Genomic DNA, 21,169 nt, shown 5'->3' on the forward strand with positions numbered 1-21,169 from the left:
GACCCGGCTTAGGGTCTGCTAGAGCCGCCCGCCTGATCATAGTGAACAGCATCGTTATCTGCTGAGGCCGAATGGCGGCCGAAAGCAGGGACGATCTAAGAAGAAAGAGGCTTCCGCCATGGCCGTTCCCAAAAGAAAGACCACGCCGTCACGCATGGGCATGCGTCGCAGCCACCACGCCCTGACCGTTCAGGCGCACGCCGAGTGCAGCAATTGCGGCGAACTGAAGCGCCCGCATCACGTCTGCGCCCATTGCGGTCATTATGACGGTCGTGAAGTCGTGGCTTCCGGCAAGACGCTGAAGACGACCGTTCGCGTTTGAGGCTCGATTGGGTCGACCCATTTCGGGTCGGCTCATCTTGTTTGAAATGAGACGCGGGGCGGAGCATGACTGACCTAGATGCGCCGGCCAGCCAGGCCGCGCCTTATAGTTTGGCCATTGATGCGATGGGGGGGGATCATGCCCCTGAAATCGTTCTGGCTGGTTTGGATCGCGCTGCCGATCGACATCCCACAGCAAAAATCCTGCTTGTTGGTGACGAGGCCATTTTGCGCCCTCAGCTGGCGCGCTACGCCAAGGCGCAGCGCATCTGCGAAATCCGTCACGCACCGTCTTCCATTTCCATGGAAATGAAACCCACGGCGGCTTTGCGTCTGCGTGATTCGTCACTACGCATAGCGATCGACGCTGTGGCGTCGGGTGAGGCCGGGGGGGTCGTGTCGGCTGGCAACAGCGGTGCCATGCTTGCTCTTGCCAAGATCGTTCTCAAAACACTTCCCGGCATTACGCGGCCGGCCATGGCAGCGGTCAACCCGTCTGCCCGTGGCGACGTGGTCATGCTGGACCTTGGCGCCAATATTGCCTGCGATACGCGTAATCTGGTCGAGTTCGCCGTGATGGGGGAGGCCTTCGCCAAGGCGGTTCTGGGGCTGCCTGCGCCAAGTATCGGCCTGCTTAATGTGGGGGCTGAGGAACTCAAGGGTGACGAGCGTCTGCGTGCCGCCGCTGATATTCTGCGCGAGTCGCCTCTCGCTGCCCAGTTCCACGGCTTTGTTGAAGGGCATGACATCACCGCGGGAACGACTGATGTGGTCGTGACTGACGGATTCTCCGGCAACATTGCGCTCAAGACAGGTGAAGGCGCGCTCAAGCTTGTCTCGATGCTTCTGCAGCGTGTTTTCAAGACCAGCCTGCTGACCCGTATCGGTTACCTTCTTGTGCGTCCCGGGCTGGAGCGCATGAAGGAATGGATTGATCCGCGCCGGTATAACGGTGCGGTATTTGTCGGCCTCAACGGTATCGTGGTGAAGTCGCATGGCGGTGCCGATGCCGAGGGATTTGCTGCGGCCATTGATGTTGCGATGGATGCCGTAACCCACTCCATCAACGAGAAGATCCGCGAGCGTCTGCGTCAGGTCGAAGCCCTCATGGCGATGAATGTCGAGCCCGAGCTCGCCATCTCTCCCGGCGCCGCCTGACGGGTGCGTTGAGGAAGCAACTGGCGCTGGCCTGAGTGCCTGAGCGGTATCATTCAAGAGGAAGACACATGTCCTTGCGCGCGCGACTGACCGGATTTGGCAGCTATCTGCCAAGGCAGGTTGTCACCAATGCCGATCTCGCCGAGCGTATCGAGACTTCTGATGAGTGGATTCGCACGCGTACCGGTATTGCCCAGCGCCATATTGCCAGCGGGGATGAAAATGCCGTCAGCATGGCGGTTGCAGCAGCGCGGGCAGCCATTGATTATGCCGGGGCTGATGCGGCCGATATTGGCGCGGTGATCGTGGCTACAGCGACGCCGGATCAGACCTTTCCCGCGACAGCAGTGCGTGTGCAGACCGAGCTGGGGCTGACCGGCGGTTTTGCATTCGATCTGACGGCCGCCTGCTCGGGTTTTGTCTATGCTCTGGCGACGGCAGAGGCGTTCATCCGCAGCGGTCAGATCCGCAAGGCGCTTGTCATTGGCTCGGAAGTCTATTCGCGGATTCTCGACTGGGAGGACCGCACGACCTGTGTGCTGTTCGGCGACGGCGCAGGCGCAGTCCTTCTGGAAGCGACCGAAGAAGATGGTGTCGGCATTCTCTCGACCCATCTGCACAGCGACGGCGCCTATGGCGATATTCTTTTTGTCGATGGTCCCTCCACGCCCGCGCCTTTTCTACATATGCAGGGCCGGGAAGTTTTCCGCCACGCTGTGGCCAAGCTTTCTTCTGTGGTGGATGAGGCTCTGGCTCTTCATGGGCTGAGCGGGCAGGATATTGCGTGGCTGGTCCCTCATCAGGCCAATCTGCGTATCATCGAAGGTATGGCCAAGAAGCTTGCCCTGCCGCTTGATCAAGTAGTCGTGACGGTTGATCGCCATGCCAACACATCGGCGGCTTCCATCCCGCTGGCGCTGGATGAAGCGGTGCGTGATGGACGTATCCGCAAGGGTGATCTCGTGCTTCTCGAGGCACTTGGTGGTGGTCTGACCTGGGGATCAGCACTTTTGCGCATGTAGAGCGCATTGCGCGCGCGTACACTTCACTGATTTGATTGACCTTCATTACTGTCATGATACGGTGGCGTCATGACAACGGTGACACGCGCGCAAATCGCAGAGCATATCTACAGTGAGGTTGGACTGTCCCGGCACGAGTCCGCCGATCTGCTCGAGAGCGTTCTCGAACTGATCGCTGCGCGCCTCGAGAAGGGGGAGACGGTCAAGCTGAGTGGATTCGGAACCTTCTCCGTTCGCCAGAAAGGCCGACGTGTCGGCCGTAATCCAAAGACCGGCATCGAAGTGCCTATTCTGCCGCGCTCGGTGCTGGTGTTTCGGCCCAGCCAGATCCTGCGTGCTGTCGTGAATGGCGAATCGACCGAAGGGCTGGTCAGCGAAAGCGATGATTCATGACGACGAGTTTTCCTGTGGCGTCCGTATTGGGTGGCCCGGAAGAGCGGACAGATTTCGACCGTCTGGTAAAAGGGCCGAATGCCTATCGCACAATCAGCGAAGTGGCGGACGAGCTTCATGTGCCGCAGCACGTGCTGCGTTTCTGGGAGACGCGTTTCCCTGAGGTCAAGCCGCTCAAGCGTGGCGGCGGGCGACGCTATTACAGCCCGTCCGATATCGAGATCCTGCGCCATATCACCGATCTGCTCTATGTTCAGGGTTATACGATCAAGGGCGTGCAGCGTGTGCTCAAGGAGCAGCTTGCAGATGCCGATTTTGTCGCGGCGCCCCCAGTGATACCTGAGCCTACGGCACCCTCCGGTGCCCCTGATGAGGGAGGGCGTAGTTCGTTCGAGATACCAGTGTTTCAGTCTTCAGAGCCGAACCGGGATCACGTTACCCAGCCCACCGGGAGCGATCCTGAAGAGGATACGAGGCTAGTGTCGCGCGATGAGGCGGGCGGGCTCGAAGAGCCTGAAACTGATACGACTCGCCTTTCAGCGAACGTCAATCATGAGATATCCAGTGAGGATGCCGAGGCCGGCGCTGATATGCAGGCAGTCGGTCCCGACAGCGGATCCTGCGTTGGAAGCACTCATGAGCCTGATTTCGACCCTATTGCGAACGATGAGCCGACGATCCTCGATCCAGGAGAGGAAACCAGTGGCCTCCCCGTGGTGATGACACCGGAGGACGCGGCTGGTGCGCAGGCTTCTGTATCAACGCAGCCTTCCGGATCGTCAGAAACAGATAGCGCGCTCGTTGCGATCCTCCAGAATGAACTCGAGGGCCTGCGTATTGAGCGGGGTCGCTGGAAGCAGGAGCGACGGGCCCTGCGTCTGGCGCTGGAAGACGTGCTTGGCGAGCTCGACAACCTGCGCGACATGCTGCCCAGCACATGAAAAACCGTTTCCCTGCAAAAACCTGCATTCAGGTGCTTGCAGGGAAAGTCCCCCGCTGCTAAACGGCCTGTACCGCAGGACTGACGGGCAGTAGCGCAGCCTGGTAGCGCATCAGTCTGGGGGACTGGGGGTCGTGGGTTCGAATCCCGCCTGCCCGATATCGTCTTGTCCTGCGGTATTTTCTCCAAAATCAAGACAGATCAAACAGGCTTGCTTTTGCATCAGCGCGTCGATTCCATCGCGCGAGACTGAATTGAAAGCCTGTTCTGGCAATTGCACCCAAAATGGGTTGCCATGAAGTCCCTACGTTTGATGTGCTGGTCACTCCGTTTGCCGGTCTGCCCCTGATATGTCAGCGAATAGCCGGCAATTTGCGCCGCGTAAGTGGCGGCGCGACCAGATGTTAATAGGCTTCATCTTTGAGAACGACCTCAGAGTCGGAACTCCAGATTCGCCAGAGCAGGTGAACGGCCGCCATGATCGCAGGCCCGAGGAACAGGCCAAGCAGGCCCCAGGTTTCCACGCCGCCGAGAATACCCAAAAGCACCCAGAGGAACGGCATTTGGGTGCTGCCCCCAATCAGGGCAGGGCGGATAAAGTGGTCGGCGACAAAGATGACAATGGCGCCCAGCGCGACAATCACGATCCCCGCGATCATCTTGCCCTGAACGATGACCAGGAGTGCCGCCAGCACGACTGTAGGCAGGCCGAGAAACGGGATCATGGCGGCAACCCCGGTCAGGAGTGCGAAGAGCAAGGGTTGCGGCGTATCGGTCAACACATAGGCCACGCCCATCACCAGCCCCTCACCAAGGCCAACCAGAACCAGCCCTGCCACTGTACCATGCACAGACGAGATCATCTGACGGGCGAGTTTCTCGCCGCGTTGGCCGAATGTGCGGTTGGAAACCACCAGAACGCGATGGATGATATCGGCGCCGTCACGGAGCAGGAAGAATAGGGTCAGGATGGAGAACAGGAACAGTGTGGCTCTCTTGGCCACCTGCGTCGTAACCTGACGCGTCATGGCCATACCGTGATTGGCATCGACCGAATGGAACAATCTGTTCAGATGCTCGGGATTGACCAGATTATTCTGCCACCATCGCGCAACCTGCGCCCGCTCGAAGGGCAGATCGTTCAGCCATTCCGGCATGGGAATGCCTGTATGGCGGACCTCGTCGATCCAGTGGAGGGCGCTCTGCGCTTCTTCGGCTGCCTTGTAACCCACCAGACTGAGCGGGATCAGGAAGATGAGCGCGATTGCCGCTGTAAAAAGCATCGGGAGCCATTCGGTACGGCCGAACCGTGCCTCGGTACGCTTGTAGAGCGGCCATGAGGCAATAGCGAACACACACCCCCAGAGCAGCGCTGGCAGAAAGTTCTTGAGCGTGAAAAGCGCGAGCGCAATGAAGAAAAACCCAAGGAGGCCGCGTGAGCGTCGTTGTCCCCGGCCAACCGGTGAGCCTGTTACAGCCTCTTCCGGGAGATCGTCCTCTGCCGCACAGTCCTGACCCTTGTTGCTGGCTCCGGTCGGGCTGCTTGATGGCATGGCGTTCTGGTCGGTCATTATTGTCCTCAACCTCGGCATACTGCCTCGGATTTCATATATTGGCACAACAGCACAGCGTGACGCTTCATTGAGGGGCGTTCGGTGTGGTGGTCCTGGGTGTCATTACCGGCAAGTCCTGCCTGCGCGTCAATAACGCAATTTGGACTCGGGTGTTCTAGGGCTTGAGCAAGTTCTCAGAAAGAGGCGCAGCCCGAGTGGATGAACGCGCCGACCGATTGCTGGTTGAACCGTCTCTTGTAAGCATCACGAATGGCGGCGAGGGCAGGGGCAAGCGTTGCTGCCTTTGGCGTGAGGATCCACACCAGCCTTGCTGGTTCATGTGTCACAGTTCCGCCAGGCCCGTCTTGCCACTGGCCCTGTGCCTCAATGACAGACAGCCCCGCAGGAAAGCGTAACGTGACTTCCCGTGCCACGAAATCGGACCATTCAGATGAAGTAACAGCCCGACCGCCTGGCTCGGTAAGACCGAAAGCCAGGGTGATGGAGAGCATTTCGCGGCTGTTGGTCAGGATGTTCTGGGCCATGCAGGCGGAGATCGGCATGGCTGGTGTGCCGGGTGAGGGCGAACTGCACCCGGCAAGCCCGGTGAAAATACTCACCAGCACCATGCGACTGACACGACCAGCCCGTCTCGACGCAGTGAAACCATGACCTGACCCGTTTCTACGGGGCGACAATCTGAGGTGTTGGAGCATCGAAGCGGGGCGCATAGTGTTCGAAGTCAGCGCTGTTCGAGGGCATTGCGCAAAAATGCGCTGTCAGCCGGAGAAAACAGGCCGCGACGGATAAACAGGTCGACCAACACCAGATTGACGTTGAACTTGATGTCGTTGGTGTCACGCACCAGACGAAACACGGTGTCGATGGGCATGAGTTCGAAAAAGGCGACTTCGCCATCCACGGGCTGCGGGATGAAATCCTCAGGCAGGATGAGGTCATAGCAGAAAAGCGTATCCTGACGCAGTCCTTCCGGGCGTGCCATGGCATAGCGCAATGTTGCTACTGGGTGTGCCTTGGCAGCGAGTTCGGGTGGAATCGCGGCTTCCTCCCCCGCTTCTTTGACGAGCGCCTCAAGCGGGGTCAGCCCAGTGCAGATGCCGCCCGCAGCCAGATGATCAAGCTTGCCAGGATCAAGGCGCTTGTTCTGCGCTCTATGGCCCATCCAGAGATAAAGACCGTCTGCTTTCTCGACCAGACCGTTCAGATGAACGCCAGCAGCCGTGCAGCCGAGGAGGGGTAAGGCGCCGCGGTCGATCTGGCCAATGACCTCGCCGCCCTCTTCGAACACGTCAAAGAGCTCGTGATGGGGTCTGTAAAGCCCCTTGTCGGCCAATTCGATCCCCAGCGGCAGGAGGGCGGCGCCACTGGGCAAACGAAAGATCTCATGCCCTCTATCGCCGGAGGCATAGCCAAGGGCGGTGAGGGCCTCGAAAACCTTGGGATCGGCGAGGCCAAAACGCCTGTCTCCAGCCAGAACGGGACGCCGCCCGCCGGGAAGAATGGCGGTCTGGCAGCTTTTGATGTGGTCGAGAAACGGGGCGAGGCTGTCTGAAGTCATGAAAGGCGCAACTCTCTTGTCTGAAGGATGACGATATCGCGTATCACCGTCCGATTGCAAAACGCCGGTCACATGCTCAGGTTGGGCGCATGACCCTTCCTCCTCCCCGTCCTATGGCCCGCTCTATGGCCCTGCCTCTGGCCTTGTCGAGCCTTGTGCGTGCCTGGCGTCTCGTCCTGTCGCACGACATACGATTCTTCCGTTTCGGGATGGGGCTCACTCTGGCCCTGCTTGTTGCCGAGCGCCTTTGCATTTTGGGCACGCCCTATATGTTCAGCCGCCTCGTCGCGCATTATGCGACGGCGGATCTGCGCGTGGTCGTGCCGGCTGGGCTCATACTTGGCTATGGCGGGCTGATTTTCTTCCGAAGTGTGTTTTCTGCCCTGCAGGAGCTTGTGTATCAGCCCGTGGGACAGCGTTTGCAGGCGCTGACCGCGCAGGCGGCGTTTCGTCACCTGCTGGACCTGCCATATCGCTTCCATCGTGACCGTCAGACCGGTGCCCTGACCCGGGCGATCGAGCGGGGATCGGAGGCGTCCGATACGCTTTTGCGGCTTGCGCTGTTTAACATCTTGCCGGCCATTCTCGACACCGGGCTGACAGTGGCGGTCGTCTTTCATTTTCTTGGCGGGCGCTATGCCTGCGTCATTCTCGTCGCGTTGCTCAGCTATATCATTCTGGCCCAGTGGTTCGTTCGCCAGCGGGTCCGAGCCCGGCGTCAGCGTAACGAGGCCAATGGCAAGGCGCAGCATTTCCTTCTCGATTCCCTGCTGAACTTTGAGGCCGTGCGTCATTTCGCCAATGAGCCGCATGAATATGCCCGATACGAGCAGGCACGGCGCGAGCAGGAGAAGGCAAGCCTGCGCATGACATTTGTTGCAGGCTTATCCTCCGTCAGTCAGAACGCCATGATTGCTCTGGCCACATTGGCGATCTTTTTCATGGCCGGGCGCGATCTGGCGACGGGCAGGCTCGATGTGGCGGCGTTCGTGTTGATCGGCACCTATTTGCGTACGCTCTATCAAGCCATCATCTCGCTCAATCTCGTTTACGCGGGCTGGCGCAATGCCTGTGTTGATCTGGAGCATCTGACCGACCTCATGGACGAAGTCCCGCGCCCTGCACTGCCTTCGCCGGAACCCGAAGCTGAAGCGACGATGGAACCTGCCTCACTCGTGTTCCAGAATGTCAGTTTCGACTATGATGGCCGCGAGATCCTGCATGCCCTTTCGTTCCGGGCGGGGCCGGGGGAGACCATTGCCCTGGTCGGTCCGACCGGGGCCGGAAAATCGACAATTGCGCGCCTCATCCTTGGTGCTTATGCGCCAGCCAGCGGTCAGATCCTGCTCGATGGTCAGAACCTCGGCTCCATACCGCCGGTCGTCCTGCACAGGATGATCGGTGTGGTGCCTCAGGACACGCAACTCTTCAACGATACGATCGGCTACAACATTGCTTATGGCCAGCTTGATGCCACGCAGGCGGAAATCGAGGAGGCAGCGCGTCTGGCCCAGATCCATGATTTCATCGAGGGGCTTGAGAACGGGTATGAGACGCTTGTCGGTGAGCGAGGGCTGAAACTCTCGGGGGGCGAGCGACAACGCATTGCTCTGGCACGCATCATCCTGCGTAAGCCCAGGCTTTTGTTGCTGGACGAGGCGACGAGTGCGCTGGATACGGGCACCGAACTACGGCTTATGGACGCCCTGCGCCGCGTGACGTCGCGCCAGACGACCATTGCCATCGCCCATCGTCTCTCCACCATACGCCATGCGACGCGCATACTGGTTATCGAGGCAGGCAGGATCGTCGAGGAAGGCACACACGAGAGCTTGATGGCCCGTCAGGGGGTTTATTTTGGCATGGGGTCCAACCAATCCGGGCCAGAGGCCTAGTTTTCCCGGGCGGCCTTCCCTACGTGAGGGGCAAGGATACGAAGCAACCACAAGGAGAACGCCCATGACCAAGCCGGCTGATGACCTCGCCCAGGGTTTCCGCCCCGATCAGGCCGTGGAAGAGGACATTCGCGAGCAGGCGGCTCATGAAGTGTCGGGTGACCCGGAAGGCGTCGAGATTCCTGAGGAGCTTCGTCAGTGCGGCGTCGTGATCGACAAGGCGATCGGCTATCTGGTCGAACAGAACTTGCCGACCGAACTCATTGCTTCGGCGCTGCTTGGCGGGTCGATGGGCGTGCTGGCACGGACAACCGATGCCGAAACGATGGTTCGCATGCTTCAGACGGCCATAGACAGCGTCCGATCGGGCGAACTGCTCTGTGCGGACGCCTTTTCCGACGGCGAATGACCGGTTTGGGTCGCTTTCGGCTTGACGGGAGCGGGGTGCTCCGTCATAAGCCGCGCCTTAACGCATCGTCGTATGCCGGGACTGGTCTCGGCGAACATATTACTACCGAGGATCAAGTCCATGTCACGCCGCTGCCAAATCACGGGCAAGGGTGTGCTGACGGGCAACAACGTCAGCCACGCCAACAACAAGACCCGTCGTCGCTTCCTGCCGAACCTGCAGGAAATCACCCTGCTGTCCGACATCCTGGGCACGGGCGTTCGCCTGCGTCTGTCCACGCAGGGCATTCGTACGGTTGAGCATAATGGCGGTCTGGACTCGTTCCTGATCAGCACGCCCAACCGCAAGCTGCCGGTTGAGGCTCAGGTCATCAAGCGCCGCATCCTGCGCGCTCAGGAAAGCAAGGCCGCTCAGACCGCTTGAGTCTGACGGCGCCGGCCTGACGCTTCGGCGGAAAAGGCTGGCTGCAACAAAATTGGCCTTGAAAACGTGGTCGGGTTGTTTCATTCAGCCTCTCGATCACAAGGCCCACTTGGTCGGTCCGGCTTCGACGTATTTCTTACCGGGTTTCTTCGGAAAAGCGTCGATCTGTGACGGCCACGGCAAAGGTGTTTCGGGGCGGCCTGAAGCACCTTTCATCGCATTCTGGAGGTATCCCGTGTCCGAAAGCAGCGTCGCAGAAGCCAAATCGGCTCTCTCGAAGATCCGCAATATCGGTATCACCGCGCATATTGATGCCGGCAAGACCACGACGACCGAGCGTATTCTGTACTACACCGGCGTGTCGCATCGCATTGGTGAAGTGCACGACGGCAACACGACCACCGACTACATGGCGCAGGAACGTGAGCGTGGCATCACGATCACCTCGGCAGCCGTGACCTGCGAGTGGGAAAACCACCGCATCAACATCATCGACACCCCGGGCCACATCGACTTCAACATCGAAGTGAACCGCTCGCTGCGCGTGCTCGACGGCGCCATCTTCATCATCGAAGGCGTTGCCGGTGTTCAGCCGCAGTCGGAAACCAACTGGCGTCTGGCTGACCGCTATAACGTTCCACGCGTCATTTTCATCAACAAGCTCGATCGTACCGGCGCCGATTTCTATCGCGCATTCGACACGCTGAAGGAAAAGCTCGACATCGTCGCTATTCCGCTTCAGCTGCCGATCGGCATTGAAGAAAACTTTGTTGGCGTGGTCGACCTGGTCGAAATGCGCGCCATCATCTGGGAAGGCGGCGAGCTGGGCGCGAAGTTCCACTATGCCGAGATCCCCGATGACCTGAAGGAAAAGGCAGCTGAAGCCCGCCAGAACCTTCTGGACACCGCGCTGAGCGTTGATGAAGCCGCTATCGAAGAATACTTCGAGAAGGGCGATGTCGATGTCGCAACGCTGAAGAAGTGCATCAAGAAGGGCGCCATCTCCGGCGTGTTCCGTCCCGTCCTGTGCGGCACGGCCTTCAAGAACAAGGGCGTTCAGCCGCTCCTCGATGCCGTTATCGATTACCTGCCGGCTCCTGACGAAGTCGAAGGCATCCGTATCGCGCCGCCGGAAGGCGAAGAGGTTGACGAGAACTTCCTGCCGATCGTGCCGGTCGATCCCGATGGCAAGTTCGCGGGTCTCGCGTTCAAGATCATCTCGGACAAGTACGGCACCCTGACCTTCGTGCGCGTCTATCGCGGCGTCCTGAAGTCGGGCGATACCGTGCTGAACACGACCAAGGGCCACAAGGAACGCGTGGGCCGCATGTTCCAGATGCACGCTGACAAGCGTGAGGAAGTCAAGCAGGTCGGCGCTGGCGATATCGCTGCTTTCGTGGGTCTGAAGGACACCCAGACGGGTGACACCCTGGCCGACGCTGCCGATCCGGTTGTTCTGGAGCGCATGCAGTTCCCGGTTCCGGTGATTGACATCTCGGTCGAGCCGAAGACCAAGGACGGCGTTGAGAAGATGACGCTGGCCCTTCAGAAGCTGGCCGCTGAAGATCCCTCGCTGCAGCTCAAGACCGATCAGGAAACGGGTCAGACCATCCTGTCCGGCATGGGCGAGTTGCATCTGGACATCATCGTGGACCGTCTGCGTCGTGAATACGGCGTTGAAGCCAATGTCGGTGCGCCTCAGGTGGCCTATCGTGAGACGATCTCGCGTGCCCACACCGAGACCTACACCCACAAGAAGCAGTCCGGTGGTTCGGGTCAGTACGCTGAAGTCAAGATCGAGTTCGTGCCTGTCGAGCGTAACGAAGGCATCAGCTTCGAGAACAAGGTCGTTGGCGGTACGGTTCCGAAGGAATACATCCCGGCTGTCGAAAAGGGCATCCGCATGCAGTCCTCGACGGGCGTGCTGGCTGGCTTCCCGACGGTTGACTTCAAGTTCACGTTGCTTGACGGCAAGTACCATGACGTCGACTCGTCGGCTCTCGCCTTCGAAATCGCCGCCAAGGCCTGCTTCCGTGAAGGCATGAAGAATGCCGGCCCCGTGATCCTTGAGCCGATCATGGACGTCGAAATCACGACCCCGAACGATCACGTTGGTGACGTGGTAGGCGACCTTAACCGTCGTCGTGGCATCATCCAGAGCCAGGAGACGGCCGGTTCGACCGTCATGATCCGTGCTCAGGTGCCGCTGAAGGAAATGTTCGGCTACATCTCGCATCTGCGTTCGGCCACCAAGGGCCGCGCGTCGTTCACGATGCAGTTCCATCACTATGATCCGGTGCCGCGCAACGTGGCCGACGAGATCATGGCGAAGAGCGCCTGATCCCTCGGGTTCAGTCTCGGAACACGGAAAAGCCGCCCTTCGGGGCGGCTTTTTTCGTTTTGGGCAATTGTGCGCAACGGGGGCGTATCTGGGATGGTGATGGTGCAGGAGGTGCGAAACCCCTGCAAGGCCGTGCGTGAGGAGGGGCGCTTCTACCCGCCGCCGCAGCTCACAAGCACCGGCGATGTATCCGGCCTCAATCCGATCAGAGGGCAGGGTGGGCACGCTGGTAGAGGCGATAAAGTGCCGGACCACGAAAGCTGAGCAGGATCAAGATGAGCAGGCTGAGTTTCAGCCCGATCTGCTCTGCAAGCATGTCCTGAGGCTGCAAGGACATCAGAAGCAGTGTCAGGGCACGCAGGCTGAAATACCCAGCCCAGATGAGGGTGTAGAGACGGAAGAACCGCAGAAGAGTGGGATTGCCACGATCGAGCATCTGGCCCGTGCGCTGCCCTGCCAGCAGCTGGATCATGGGCACACGCCAGGAACTCCCCAACAAGAAGAGGGCTGCGAGCAGTGTGGCGCAGAGGGCCGCGAAGATATCCGGGGAAAGCTGCGCACGCAGCGTCATATCCATGATGCCGAATCCCAGAGCCGTACCACTCAAGGCCAGCCACAGACGATCGAATGGAACAGAAGCGCGCCAACGGCGAAAGGCGCTCGCGCCAATCACAGCACAACAGGCGGGAAAGGCGTATGCTTCAACATGAAACCATTTGCCACCCCAGATCAGGGCGAGGGCACCCAATTCGGCGAGGAGCGCTCGGAGGGGTAAACGATGCGCATCTCTCAGATAAGCCATTAATCTGTTTCCCTTGTAATCTTTTCAATAAAAAGATTGCATTTCTGCGAGCCATGATGTCAAATTTTTCCTTGTAAAGATGTGGCAGTAGGGGATGTCATGACCCAATATGTGGTAAATTATCATCACGGCGATCTTGCCAAAGCGCTGATGCGGGCGGCGCGGGTCGTCATTCAGCGCGATGGAATCGAGGCCCTGACCCTGCGCGCTGTCACACGGGAGGTCGGCGTTTCCGCCACCGCTGCTGTGCCGCATTTTGGCAACCTGACGGGATTGCGATCAGCCCTCGCAGCCGAAGGGTATGAGGCTCTTGCCCATGCCTTGACTCAGGCCATGTCGGGATCGCCCCGGGTGAACGCTCATGCTGTCGGTATGGCCTATATCGGTTTTGCCTTGGAAAATCCGGACCTGTTTCGGTTGATGTTTCGCCGTGCATTGCTGGATTACACGCTGCCAGATCTAGCGCGCGCGTCATCGCATGCTTTTGCCGCTCTACGTGGAATCGCGGGCGGGGAAGAGCCTCGCGCGGAAGCGACGGATGCAATGCCCCGCATGGCAGGACTATGGGCACGTGTTCACGGCCTCTCGCTCCTGGCGATAGACGGGATGTTCGACCCGTTCCTCCATGGTGCTGACGCCGAAGTGCTTTCTGACTTTTTGAGCAAGGCGCTCGGTGAGGGTCAGCCTGAGCCGTAAGATTCCATGATCGGATGCCGTCGCTTCAGGATGAAGAAAGGCCGGCCACGGCGCAGCCCATCTTGTGATTTATAACATGGACAGGATTTAACTATCACATATCCGTTATAAAACCAAAGATTGCAAAAACATTATATAAATTTAACAAAATATCTGCTTCTCTCTCGTCAGGCAGAGGGACGCGCAAGGACCCGTCCGGCTGCCAGCGTTTAATCCGGGAGACTGGTCCCATGACACTGGCCCAACACATTTCGTGTGACACGCATGGCGGTGCGCCGCTTCTGCAGGTCGAGGGTATTTCCAAAACATTCTCGGGAGTGAAGGTTCTCAAGGATGTTTCGCTGGTCGCTTATGGCGGCGAGATTCTGGCGCTCATGGGAGAGAACGGGGCCGGTAAATCCACCCTGATGAAAATCCTGTCCGGTGCCTATACGGCAGACCCGGGCGGCGAGATCCGCATTGCAGGCGAGACAGCCAGAATTACGAATCCAGGCTCGGCGCGGGCACTTGGGATCGGCATCATCTATCAGGAACTGGCGCTCGCGCCGAACCTGACCGTTGCCGAGAACATCCATCTGGGTTCTGAACTGCGCAAGAACGGCATGATCGACCGCGCCGCCATGAACGAGGCCTGTCGGGGTCTGCTCAAGGAACTCGGGGCACCTTTCGGGCCGGAAGACCTGCTGTCGACAATGTCGGTGGCGGAGCAGCAGCTTGTCGAGATCGCCCGCGCGCTGCATCGCGATGCTCGCATTCTCGTTCTCGACGAGCCCACCACGGCCCTTTCAGCCCGCGAGACGGATCGTCTGTTTGCGCTCATCCGTCAGCTTCGGGCCAAGGGGCTGGCACTGATTTATATCAGCCACCGCATGGACGAAATTGACGAACTGGCAGATCGGGTTTCGGTGCTCCGTGACGGTGCCCATGTCGGCACGCTCGAAAAGCATGAGCTTTCTTCCGGGCGCATCGTCAGCCTGATGGTCGGGCGTGATCTGTCGAGCTTTTACGAAAAAGACGGCAATCACATTCGCCACGAAGCCGCGCCCATTCTGAAGGTCGAGGGACTGACGGATGGCAAGCGCGTTCAGACGACCAGTTTCGACCTGCGGCCCGGCGAGGTGCTCGGCATCGCCGGGCTGGTCGGGGCAGGGCGTACCGAGCTCGCGCGCCTGATTTTCGGTGCGGATCAGAAAACCGGCGGCACAGTATGGCTCGACTCCCGCAAGATCGACATCCGCTCGCCGCGCGACGCGCTGGCGGCGGGCATTGCGTATCTCACGGAAGATCGCAAGGCGCTCGGGCTTTTTCTGGATATGTCGTGCAGCGGCAACATCAATCTTGGCGTGGTCGAGCGTGATTCCCGCATGGGCGTGCTCGATCAGAGCAAGGGCCGCACGCGCGCAACCGGGTCGTTCTCTGCCCTGCGTATCAAGGCACAGAACATGCTTACCAATGTGGGGGGGCTGTCGGGTGGCAACCAGCAGAAGGTCCTGCTTGGCCGCCTGCTCGAAACCGGACCCAAGGTTCTGATTCTCGACGAGCCGACACGCGGCGTCGATATCGGGGCCAAGACTGAAATATACCGCATCATCAACGATCTGGCTGCCCAGGGTCTCGGGATCATCGTCATCTCCAGCGAGATGGCCGAGATCATCGGCGTCAGTGATCGGGTTCTTGTCATGCGCGAGGGTCACATGACCGGTGAACTTGAAGGCAAGGCCATTACGCAGGAGGCCATCATGTCTCTCGCTGTCGGGCTCGTCTCCCCCTCGCCAATCGCCGCCTAGGATATCATCTCCATGAGCAATACTCTCAACCCGGCGGTGGCGGCCTCACCAGCTGCCCAGCTGAACGCACGCGCCACCACGCGCAGCATCCTTCAGGCAGCGGGCATGCTGCCTGTGCTGATCCTTCTCGCGCTGGGCTTCCATTTCCTGGGTGGTCATCGCTTCCTGTCCGGCCAGAACCTCTCCATCATTGCCCAGCAAGCCTCAATCAACACAGTGCTGGCCTCGGGCATGACCTTTGTCATCCTGACAGGTGGTATCGACCTCTCTGTCGGATCGATCCTCGCCTTTGCCGCCATGTGCGGGCTGATCGTCTCGCTCCTGCCGCATCTGGCCTGGCTTGCCGTGCCTGCCTGCCTTGGCGCAGGGCTTCTGATTGGCGTGTTCAATGGTGCGCTGATTGCAGGAGTGAAGATACCGCCTTTCATCGTCACCCTTGGTACGCTGACCGCCGTGCGCGGCCTTGCCCGCCTGATGGGCAATGACCGCACGATCTTCAACCCCGATCTCTCTTTTGCATGGATCGGTAATGACGGCATCGCCATCACCTCGACCTTCACCATTCCCTGGCTGGCAGTCATTGCCTTTGCCGTCGTGGTGGCAAGCTGGTTCATCCTGCGTCGCACGGTGCTGGGTGTGCATATCTACGCGATTGGCGGCAACCCGTCCGCTGCGCGTCTGGCCGGTATTCGTGTCGGTCTGGTTCTCATGTTCGTCTATGCGGCTTCGGGCCTTCTGGCCGGGCTGGGTGCAGTCATGTCGTCGGCGCGTCTCTACGCAGCGAACGGCCTGCAACTTGGTCAATCCTATGAGCTCGATGCAATTGCCGCAGTCATTCTGGGTGGAACCTCTTTCGTGGGCGGTATCGGTTCGATCTGGGGCACGCTTGTCGGTGCTCTTCTGATTGCCGTGCTCACCAACGGGCTCATCCTGATTGGCGTCTCAGATATCTGGCAGTTCATCGTCAAGGGTCTGGTCATCATCGTGGCCGTGGCACTCGACAGGTTCCGTGCACCGACAGCCCGCACCTGAGCCGCCATATATTCCACCGGTTCCAGAGTTTGTTTCTCTTCCGTTTCGGATTTTTCAAGATGATCACTCGTACGAAGTTCTTCCTCGGTGCTCTCGCTCTCTCCTCCGTTCTGGCGGCGCCCGCGGCACGGGCTGATGGCATCAGCAATGTCGGTGTCTCTGTCGGCTCGCTCGGCAATCCCTACTTCGTGGCACTGGTAAAGGGCGCCACCACACAGCTCAAGAGCATCGCCCCGAGCGCCAGCATCAATGCGTTGTCGGCTGATTACGATCTCAACAAGCAGTTCTCGCAGATGGACAGCTTCGTCACCTCTGGCGTGAATCTGATCCTGCTCAATGGTGTGGACCCGCAGGCCGTCATGCCTGCCGTCAAACGTGTGCAGAAGGCCGGTGCAACCGTCATTGCGGTTGACGTGGCCTCGGCGGGTGTCGATGGCACGGTCCAGACAGATAACGTCGCCGCTGGGCGCATCTCCTGCGAGTATCTGGCCAAGAAAATCGACGGCAAGGGCGAGGTCGCCATCGAAAATGGCCCGCAGGTTTCGTCGATTATCGACCGTGTGAAGGGGTGCAAGGAGGTTCTTGCCAAGTACCCTGATATTAAGATCGTTAGCGACGACCAGAATGGTGGTGCCGAGCGCGATCTCGGGTTCAAGGTGATGCAGGGCTTCCTGGTGCGCTTCCCGAACCTGAAGGGCGTGTTCGCCATCAATGACCCCGAGGCAATCGGTGGCGATCTGGCCATTCGCCAGGCCCATCGTCAGGGAATTGTCGTTACCTCTGTCGACGGTGCGCCGGATATCGTTTCGTCGCTTAAGGACTCGCGCTCGTCGGTGGTGGCCTCGGCCAGCCAGGACCCTTACCAGATGGGCAAGGACGGCGTGGCGATGGGGCAGGCCATCAAGGATGGCAAGGTTGCCAAGGGTACGGTGCGCCTGATGCCGCCAACCCTGATCACGCGTGACAATGTCGGCAGCTACAAGGGCTGGACCGGCGAGTAAATCGCCTTTCAGCTATCCCCCCGGTGCTAAGGCATCGGGGGGATTTTTTCAGTTCCGCTGGTTGTTGGCCACGAACAGGCGATAGATCAGCAGAAGGATCATGGCGCCGAATACGGACGCAACAAAACCGGCAGGCTGGCCGGGATGATAGAAATGCAGCTTCTGGCCGATCCAGCTCGCCAGCAGCGCACCAGCCACACCGAGAAAGATCGTGATGATGAAACCGCCCGGGTCACGGCCGGGCATCAGAAATTTCGCGATCAGTCCCACAAAGAAACCGACAATCAGTGTCCAGATCAGATGCATGTCATCTCCTTGATTGGATAGGATAGTCTATCACGTTGCCGTGAGTACCACGAAGCGTTCGTCATGACACCTGCCACTTGCGTCGCAAAGGTGACAGGTCAATGCGCTGCGTTGAGCGCCCAGCATCGCGATGTCGGAATATTCTGGTCATTGCGCAGGTCCGGGGGTGTAAGCGCACATAACACCACGTGGCCGCGCTGGCTCAGCGTCATGACGAGTTCCGGCCCGGTTTGTGTCGTTGTGGTGATGGCGTACCCCTGATCGAGCAGGGAGGCGAGAGAGCCGGCAAGCGGCTTCATCGTTGTCGGCACGGCAGGGGAGGAATAGGGCGATTTCACCCCGGACTCAGGGAGAATGCCCGTTGTCTCTGCGGCCTGCGCGATGCCGGGTGCGGCGAGTGACAAAATCAGGGCAGTGTATCGTATCATGATCTTTACTTTCCAAGATGCGGGCCGACTGGGCGCCGCTTCAGACAAGGGGCGCAAGATGCGCCGCACAGATCATGAACGATGGCAGGACGGGTTTTGTTCAGCCATCGCGCCCGGCCATGCAGTCCAGCCCCCCGTAGAGGCGGGACGGACTGCATGGGGAGACTGAATTAGCCGAACGAGCCATTGGCATGCATGACCGCCACGCTGATTTCACGCAGCAGGGCAAACAGGCGTGCCATCGGGGCAAAGATTTCCCCATGCTCGCGCGTGAAGCCGTGATCGTCACGTGGGCCGCTCGGTTCGTGGAAGTCCAGATCGGTCACGATACCCGCAGATTGCGGGAAGATTTCCGAAAGACGCTTGAGTACGGCGGGAATTTCGAGCTGAAGCACGAGGCGCAGCAGGGTCTCACGATTGATATCGTTACGCGGGCTGAAATACGGGATGCGTGTAGCCAGCAGCCAGATCTGCCCAATCACGGCATGGCGAATGGCGTGCAGCGTACGCTCCTGCGCGCTCATCTTGAGCGTGTGGCTCCAGACGGATTCGAGCGCGATATGGTCAGCCTGGATGCGGCGGAACATGGCTGGCAGGCTGCGCCAGAATTCGAGCCCTTCCAGACCATCGGCGAGAACGAGGTGCTGGCTTCGCTGTTCCTCATTGCGTGCCGAAGCCGCCCGGTCGAGCCAGGTGCCGGGGTCGAGCAGGCGCACGATGCCACGCAGGGCGCCGATATCCGAATGGGCCGCAGCCTGGCGGGCAAAGTCGAGCGCAAGGCCGAAGCGACGGCTGCTGCGGGCCAGTTTCTCGAATGTTTCCGGGTGGCGTGATGCAGCCGTACCGAAGCCCTGCAGCACATTGGTCCACCAGCCGAGCTGCTCGAGAATGGCGTTGTTCGGGATGGCGCGAAGCTGGCTGGGATGGGTAATGCGCGTGACACTGATGCCATCGCCCTGACGGGCCGAGGGGCGTGACCCCGATTTGTCGATCAGTGCCGGACCGAACGCGCCGAGAAGCCCTGCATAACCCGGATCTTCCACCAGGCTGCTCATGTCGAGCGCGATGGTCGAGAAAAAGTCAGCGGAGAAATCAGGCTCGTCATAAATTGGATCGCGCGATGTGGAGAGCGGGCGCACAAGATGTTCTGCAAGCGTGGCGATCGTCGAGGCTGCCAGCGGGGCCGTGCCGAACAGGGTATAGCCATCGCCACCCTGAAAAGCGGCTTCCTCGCGCAGGCTGATGCCGGCTTTCGCGAACAGGCCACGTGTATGATCGGGCGAGAAATAGCTGAGGCGGTCTGACAGGCTGAAGGGGTGTGCCCCACGGCCGATGCTCTCGCCATGGGTGTCGAACAGGACGAGTTCGATATCCTGCATGCCGTGCTTTTGCATGAGCGACAGGGTGCGCAGGCGGAGGCGCTCGACGAGGTTCGTCGCAGCAAGCTGGCCGATATAGCGGCCCGAATCCGAATAGCCGAATTGCAGGCAGAGACGACCGTTATTACGGATATATTGACGCCAGTGCGGCGAGCGGAAAGCCTCTTCCAGAATGATCTCACCATGTTCGAGGGCGCTTTGCGTCTCGAAAAGGGGTGAGATCTGGATCTGCTCGTCGCGAATACCCAGAAGGCGGGCCAGCCAGAGGGTGGCAAGAAGCGTATAGCCGCTCTCTGTTTCAGCAATCAGGAAGCGTATGGGTGTGGCGCTGTCGATGTGTTTCAGAATCTGCGCCATCGTCATCATGAGACGGCCAGCAGAGGACTGCTCCATCATCACCGCACCGAAATCGACCGGAATCGGCTCCTTGATCCCTTCCAGCGCCTCGTTGATCTGTGACAGCACCAGACGGCGGCGTGAGGGAATGGTCGGGTCGTCCTCGATGCCGAGGCGATGGCGCACGACGTTGTAGATCTGCGTTGCATTGAGGCGTGTGTGGATATGTGCCGCACCGAGACCATGCGCCAGGAAACCTGAACGTGCGGTCAGCAAGACGCTGCGCTTTTCACCGTCGACCAGCGACAAAGCCTCATCGAAAAGGGGGCGCAGCGTCTCGGCGGATACAAGAGCGGACTCGCGTCGGCTTACCAGCGCTTGCGCAAAGGCGGCGATGGCATTTGCATCGTGATGTTGCTGGTCAGGGCAGGCAGCCTCCTGCTCCTTGACCGCGCCAAGGGCGACGTCGATGCGGGCGACCAGCTGCGAGCACTGCGGCAGGAGGGATTCGAGCTGTGTGCGCAGGCGTTCCAGCTGCGTGCGCTTGAGCGCCAGCCGAATACGCAACGTGTCCCACCAATGGATATCGCTGCGGCCATCCGTGTCGAACCCGACCCAGGTTGCCAGAATCAGGGTGCGGATATCGAGCGTGCCCAGCGTTTCGCTCTGGTCCGGCCAACGCCTGCTGGCATGATCGAGAATGGCAGCATTGAAAATGTCCAGTGCATCGCGACCGCGCAATATGGCGGTCAAGGCCAGACTCTGTTCGTGCGCGAGCGTCGGAGCTGCTTCGCGCCGATGGGATTTCAGCTCGGGCAGACGATGGCTCGGTTCGGTCGCCATTTCGACCAGGTGACGATAGACGTTATCGGCTAATGCGAAGGTGGGATGAGCGGTGAATACAGCGGCGAAACCGGGACGCGACAGGCGCGCCACCAGTGCCTCTACGTTGTCGCAACTCTCGACGGTCAGGCGGGCAGCCTCGTCGAGACGTACCGCAGGAGTTGTTTCATCCTTGAGTCCGACATAGCTGCGCAGACGCGCCGCACGCTGCTTTAGATTCGTATCGCGCAGAACACGCACGGTGTTTTCGAGCGTGGGCACTGACAGGGCGCCGTCAATCAGTTCATCACCAATCTGGCTGGAAAGCGTTTCGATCGGGTCAGGCGCGTGACGCTCGTGGGCGGCACGGTCCTGAAGCGCCTGCATCTCGCCGGTCAGGCGCTCGGCAAAAGCCGCGCCATCTCGCAGGTCCAGCACAGTCTTTGTATCGCCCTTGCCTTCGTGGGGCAGGGCTGGCGTTCCGGAAGAGGCGTGATGCGGCGCGGTATTGGACAAGGCACTCTCGCTTGTATTCGGTTCACGGAC

Annotated in this window: 20 protein-coding genes and 1 tRNA gene; 14 read left to right on the forward strand and 7 right to left on the reverse strand. The window is 59.8% G+C overall.

Annotation, left to right across the window (positions count from 1 at the left end):
* The first annotated feature begins 118 nt into the window (after window positions 1–118).
* The 6 genes from rpmF to ACWNRM_RS02925 all read left to right on the forward strand — a co-directional run bounded on the left by rpmF (window position 119) and on the right by ACWNRM_RS02925 (window position 3,993).
* Complete coding sequence (gene rpmF, locus ACWNRM_RS02900; protein WP_023977526.1) at window positions 119–322, forward strand: 50S ribosomal protein L32; 204 nt, start codon at window positions 119–121, stop codon at window positions 320–322.
* A 65-nt stretch (window positions 323–387) separates the two neighbouring features.
* On the forward strand, window positions 388–1,479 hold the full coding sequence (gene plsX, locus ACWNRM_RS02905; RefSeq protein ID WP_485169419.1) for a phosphate acyltransferase PlsX: 1,092 nt from the start codon (window positions 388–390) through the stop codon (window positions 1,477–1,479).
* A gap of 68 nt (window positions 1,480–1,547) precedes the next feature.
* Window positions 1,548–2,501 (forward strand): beta-ketoacyl-ACP synthase III, encoded by a 954-nt coding sequence (locus ACWNRM_RS02910; protein ID WP_485169420.1) that lies wholly within the window; start codon window positions 1,548–1,550, stop codon window positions 2,499–2,501.
* 69 nt (window positions 2,502–2,570) lie between these two features.
* Window positions 2,571–2,894: an integration host factor subunit alpha gene (locus tag ACWNRM_RS02915; RefSeq protein ID WP_023977523.1), complete on the forward strand. Its 324-nt coding sequence runs from the start codon at window positions 2,571–2,573 to the stop codon at window positions 2,892–2,894.
* On the forward strand, window positions 2,891–3,835 hold the full coding sequence (locus ACWNRM_RS02920) for a MerR family transcriptional regulator (RefSeq protein ID WP_485169421.1): 945 nt from the start codon (window positions 2,891–2,893) through the stop codon (window positions 3,833–3,835). Before ACWNRM_RS02915 ends, ACWNRM_RS02920 begins: the two co-directional genes overlap by 4 nt.
* 84 nt (window positions 3,836–3,919) lie before the next feature.
* Window positions 3,920–3,993 (forward strand) — tRNA-Pro (locus tag ACWNRM_RS02925).
* A 245-nt stretch (window positions 3,994–4,238) separates the two neighbouring features.
* Here the strand turns inward: ACWNRM_RS02925 and ACWNRM_RS02930 are convergent.
* The 3 genes from ACWNRM_RS02930 to ACWNRM_RS02940 form a co-directional block, all read right to left on the reverse strand.
* Entirely contained in the window at window positions 4,239–5,387 is a 1,149-nt protein-coding gene (locus ACWNRM_RS02930) for an AI-2E family transporter (RefSeq protein ID WP_485169510.1), read from the reverse strand.
* A gap of 194 nt (window positions 5,388–5,581) precedes the next feature.
* Window positions 5,582–6,007, reverse strand: coding sequence for a DUF3574 domain-containing protein (locus ACWNRM_RS02935; RefSeq protein WP_485172146.1), 426 nt, complete (start codon window positions 6,005–6,007; stop codon window positions 5,582–5,584).
* A gap of 122 nt (window positions 6,008–6,129) precedes the next feature.
* Window positions 6,130–6,966 (reverse strand): NUDIX hydrolase, encoded by an 837-nt coding sequence (locus ACWNRM_RS02940; RefSeq protein ID WP_485169424.1) that lies wholly within the window; start codon window positions 6,964–6,966, stop codon window positions 6,130–6,132.
* An 89-nt stretch (window positions 6,967–7,055) separates the two neighbouring features.
* On the opposite strand from ACWNRM_RS02940, the gene ACWNRM_RS02945 reads away from it, so the two are divergent.
* The 4 genes from ACWNRM_RS02945 (at window position 7,056) to fusA (ending at window position 12,034) form a co-directional block, all read left to right on the forward strand.
* Window positions 7,056–8,861, forward strand: a complete 1,806-nt coding sequence (locus tag ACWNRM_RS02945; protein ID WP_485169425.1) for an ABCB family ABC transporter ATP-binding protein/permease — start codon at window positions 7,056–7,058, stop codon at window positions 8,859–8,861.
* A 64-nt stretch (window positions 8,862–8,925) separates the two neighbouring features.
* Window positions 8,926–9,270: a hypothetical protein gene (locus ACWNRM_RS02950; protein ID WP_485169426.1), complete on the forward strand. Its 345-nt coding sequence runs from the start codon at window positions 8,926–8,928 to the stop codon at window positions 9,268–9,270.
* Window positions 9,271–9,390: 120 nt separating this feature from the next.
* Window positions 9,391–9,693 carry a 50S ribosomal protein L28 gene (rpmB, locus tag ACWNRM_RS02955; protein ID WP_023977516.1) on the forward strand — a complete coding sequence of 101 codons (303 nt, stop codon included), beginning with the start codon at window positions 9,391–9,393 and terminating at the stop codon, window positions 9,691–9,693.
* Between the two features lie 235 nt (window positions 9,694–9,928).
* Entirely contained in the window at window positions 9,929–12,034 is a 2,106-nt protein-coding gene (fusA, locus tag ACWNRM_RS02960) for an elongation factor G (protein ID WP_023977515.1), read from the forward strand.
* Between the two features lie 205 nt (window positions 12,035–12,239).
* Here fusA and ACWNRM_RS02965 read toward each other — a convergent pair whose 3' ends face one another.
* Window positions 12,240–12,836, reverse strand: coding sequence for a hypothetical protein (locus tag ACWNRM_RS02965; protein ID WP_485169427.1), 597 nt, complete (start codon window positions 12,834–12,836; stop codon window positions 12,240–12,242).
* Window positions 12,837–12,935: 99 nt separating this feature from the next.
* Here ACWNRM_RS02965 and ACWNRM_RS02970 point away from each other — a divergent pair, with 99 nt between their 5' ends.
* The 4 genes from ACWNRM_RS02970 to ACWNRM_RS02985 all read left to right on the forward strand — a co-directional run bounded on the left by ACWNRM_RS02970 (window position 12,936) and on the right by ACWNRM_RS02985 (window position 17,352).
* Window positions 12,936–13,532: a TetR/AcrR family transcriptional regulator gene (locus tag ACWNRM_RS02970; RefSeq protein ID WP_485169428.1), complete on the forward strand. Its 597-nt coding sequence runs from the start codon at window positions 12,936–12,938 to the stop codon at window positions 13,530–13,532.
* Between the two features lie 230 nt (window positions 13,533–13,762).
* Window positions 13,763–15,319, forward strand: a complete 1,557-nt coding sequence (locus ACWNRM_RS02975) for a sugar ABC transporter ATP-binding protein (protein WP_485169429.1) — start codon at window positions 13,763–13,765, stop codon at window positions 15,317–15,319.
* Window positions 15,320–15,331: 12 nt separating this feature from the next.
* On the forward strand, window positions 15,332–16,351 hold the full coding sequence (locus ACWNRM_RS02980) for an ABC transporter permease subunit (RefSeq protein ID WP_264815038.1): 1,020 nt from the start codon (window positions 15,332–15,334) through the stop codon (window positions 16,349–16,351).
* Window positions 16,352–16,410: 59 nt separating this feature from the next.
* Window positions 16,411–17,352 (forward strand): ABC transporter substrate-binding protein, encoded by a 942-nt coding sequence (locus ACWNRM_RS02985; RefSeq protein WP_485169430.1) that lies wholly within the window; start codon window positions 16,411–16,413, stop codon window positions 17,350–17,352.
* Between the two features lie 48 nt (window positions 17,353–17,400).
* Here the strand turns inward: ACWNRM_RS02985 and ACWNRM_RS02990 are convergent, their stop codons facing one another.
* The 3 genes from ACWNRM_RS02990 to ACWNRM_RS03000 all read right to left on the reverse strand — a co-directional run bounded on the left by ACWNRM_RS02990 (window position 17,401) and on the right by ACWNRM_RS03000 (window position 21,010).
* Entirely contained in the window at window positions 17,401–17,658 is a 258-nt protein-coding gene (locus ACWNRM_RS02990; protein WP_485169431.1) for a GlsB/YeaQ/YmgE family stress response membrane protein, read from the reverse strand.
* 98 nt (window positions 17,659–17,756) lie between these two features.
* Window positions 17,757–18,086 (reverse strand): hypothetical protein, encoded by a 330-nt coding sequence (locus ACWNRM_RS02995; RefSeq protein ID WP_485169432.1) that lies wholly within the window; start codon window positions 18,084–18,086, stop codon window positions 17,757–17,759.
* A 170-nt stretch (window positions 18,087–18,256) separates the two neighbouring features.
* Window positions 18,257–21,010 carry a phosphoenolpyruvate carboxylase gene (locus tag ACWNRM_RS03000; RefSeq protein WP_485169511.1) on the reverse strand — a complete coding sequence of 918 codons (2,754 nt, stop codon included), beginning with the start codon at window positions 21,008–21,010 and terminating at the stop codon, window positions 18,257–18,259.
* Window positions 21,011–21,169 lie beyond the last annotated feature (159 nt).

The sequence above is a fragment of the Asaia sp. A2 genome, assembly GCF_057319415.1.